At 54.3% G+C, this 2,901-nt stretch carries 2 protein-coding genes; one reads left to right on the forward strand and one right to left on the reverse strand.

Annotated elements, in window-relative coordinates:
• Window positions 1-864: 864 nt before the first annotated feature.
• Window positions 865-1,074, reverse strand: a complete 210-nt coding sequence (locus C3418_RS24245; RefSeq protein ID WP_103261748.1) for a hypothetical protein — start codon at window positions 1,072-1,074, stop codon at window positions 865-867.
• Between the two features lie 299 nt (window positions 1,075-1,373).
• On the opposite strand from C3418_RS24245, the gene rimO reads away from it, so the two are divergent.
• On the forward strand, window positions 1,374-2,801 hold the full coding sequence (gene rimO / locus C3418_RS23210; protein ID WP_223917418.1) for a 30S ribosomal protein S12 methylthiotransferase RimO: 1,428 nt from the start codon (window positions 1,374-1,376) through the stop codon (window positions 2,799-2,801).
• Window positions 2,802-2,901 lie beyond the last annotated feature (100 nt).

A 2,901-nucleotide genomic window follows, 5' to 3' on the forward strand; every position in this document is an offset into this window, starting at 1 on the left:
CAGTCAGCCGTACGATGAAGAGCAGAAGTTATCATGATCGTTACTATGTTGGGAGTCACATAGAAGATCAGATCCTGGAAAACGGGAAAGGTTCCGTTCAGGACGCTACTTGTGTATAAGAGTCAGGCGTAGCAGCGGAATGTTGAAACGATAAAATTTCATTACCGCTCTTATTATTAGTAAATGGACAGTTTTTATAATTTTTCAAGTGGGGGTATGTGAAAAATGTTGAAAACCACCTCTTTTGATTAAACTGTAACCAAAAATGCTGATCTTTACCTACCCTCCCGTCGACTTATTGCTGATTGACAGACCCCATGCTCAATCCGTCCCATCAGGTCGACAATTACCTGCCCCCTTATCGGTGTAGTCAGGAGTTGCTCTGCTTACGAGCAACTCCTGATACTTGAAGCGCTACTACTGTAACTCAATGAAGAAAAGCTTATCGACTTCTAGAGTTGCCCCCTTGAAGATCCAGACACTTCACCCCTCTTAACTTGACCGAGGTAGTCTGGAACTATGTTCAGTACTAGGGAAAGTGCGAACAAGTATCCCACGAACAAAAAATGAAAATTTTAGTCATTTAATATCAATGGGTTACCAGTAAATGCTCTCGTGCCATATGACTTATTCGCACCTTCCCTAGCATAATCATCCATAGGAGCAACACATCTATACGGGCTAGGAATGACTCCTTGCGGGTTTTACGGCGTGTTCCATTGAACTCGCAATCCGCTAACTCATGCTGAACCTCATCCCTGTTGCCATGTGGGGATCATGGTCGCAGACCGAGGAACTGTTCGCACATTCATTTGCTTGTGCCTGTTATCGTATATTCAGTCATTGTCACTGCGGATAGCATCATCAACGCAATAAATTGATATTGAATTGAACATATCCTTCATGTTTAAGGCTGATTGGCTGCACCGAGGAAAACGCAATCACGCTGTCGCGCGGATTCAGGAGTACACCGATTACCACGCCGATGAGGTTGGAAATCAACTCGACCAGCTCGGCTTTGTCACCAAGCAGGTAAAGGGCAGTGAAGTCCGCAGCGACCAGCAAGATGAACACACCAGACTGCGATCCATGACGCAGGTTGCAATCAAATAGGCACTGCCTGACTGTTTAGTGTAGGTCTCCCGCACATGCTGGCGGCCGTAGATGGCTTGAGGACTGCGAGGCAGAACTCGTAACCGAGGCCCCTGTCGTTGATGATCGCATCGTCTTCACCTCATAGGAAAAGACACAAAATATCGAACATTGAAATCTAATATTACAGGTTAAAAAATGCACACATCACTTCTTCCTCTTTCCTGCTCATCAGGTATAATCCGCCATCTTTTTTTTGCATCAGTGACCAGCGACACCCTATGACTGTCAACCGTTTTGACCCCAGCTCAGAGAGCCTGACGCCTGCAACCACGCCGGCTCAGCCATTGGACAACCAACCTGTCCAACAAGCAACTTCCAGCATTATTAGGTCTCACCACCCAAGGATTGGTTTTGTGAGCTTGGGATGCCCCAAAAACCTGGTCGATTCCGAACGCATCCTGACCCAGCTGCGTACCGAAGGGTACGACGTGGTGCCCAGCTATGACGATGCGGAGCTGGTGGTGGTCAACACCTGCGGCTTCATCGACAGCGCGGTGCAGGAGTCCCTGGAAGCCATCGGTGAAGCCCTGGCCGAGAACGGCAAGGTGATCGTCACCGGCTGCCTCGGCGCCAAAGAGAACCAGATCCGCGAGATCCACCCCAAGGTGCTCGAGATCACCGGTCCCCACGCCTATGAAGAGGTGCTGGGCCACGTCCACAAATACGTGGAAAAACCCACCCACAACCCCTTCACCAGCCTGGTGCCGGCCCAGGGCGTCAAGCTGACCCCGCGCCACTACGCCTATCTCAAGATTTCCGAAGGCTGCAACCACCGCTGCACCTTCTGCATCATTCCCTCCATGCGCGGGGATCTGGTGAGCCGCCCCATCGGCGAAGTACTAGCCGAGGCCAAGCGCCTGAAAGAGGCCGGCGTGAAGGAGATCCTGGTGATCTCCCAGGACACCTCCGCCTACGGCGTGGACGTCAAGCACCGCACCGGTTTCTACGACGGCATGCCGGTCAAGACCAGCATGGTGGCCCTGTGCGAAGAGCTGGCCAAGCTCGGCATGTGGGTGCGCCTGCACTACGTCTACCCGTACCCGCACGTGGATGACGTCATCCCCCTGATGCGCGACGGCAAAATCCTCCCCTACCTCGACATCCCGCTGCAGCACGCCAGCCCGCGCATCCTCAAATTGATGAAGCGCCCCGGCTCCGTCGAGCGCACCCTGGAGCGCATCCAGAAGTGGCGCGAGATCTGCCCCGAGATCACCCTGCGCTCCACCTTCATCGTCGGCTTCCCCGGCGAGACCGAAGAAGAGTTCCAGATGCTGCTGGACTTCATCGACAAGGCGGAGCTGGACAGGGTTGGCTGCTTCAAATACAGCCCGGTCGAGGGGGCCAAGGCCAACGAGCTGCCGGATCCGGTGCCAGCCGAGGTGCAGGAAGAACGCTTCCAGCGCTTCATGGAGCTGCAACAGCAGGTCTCCATCCGCAAGCTGGCCCGTAAAGTGGGCAAAGAGATGCTGGTGCTGATCGACGAGGTGGACGAAGAGGGCGCCACCGGCCGCTCCGCCGCCGATGCCCCCGAGATCGACGGCCTGGTCTACCTGAACGGTGAAACCGGCCTCAAGCCCGGCGACATGGTCAAGGTCCGCATCGACGAAGCGGACGAGTACGACCTCTGGGCCAGCCTGGTGGAATAATCACGCCACTCCCCCTCAAAGCCAGTCGGTCTCACCGACTGGCTTTTTTAATGTCCGCCGCCCGTCAGGCTCTTGCATGCCCCCATGTCATCCCCTGTCC

Origin of the sequence: Aeromonas sp. ASNIH8 (assembly GCF_002919855.1) — a bacterium.
Taxonomy (GTDB): domain Bacteria; phylum Pseudomonadota; class Gammaproteobacteria; order Enterobacterales; family Aeromonadaceae; genus Aeromonas; species Aeromonas caviae.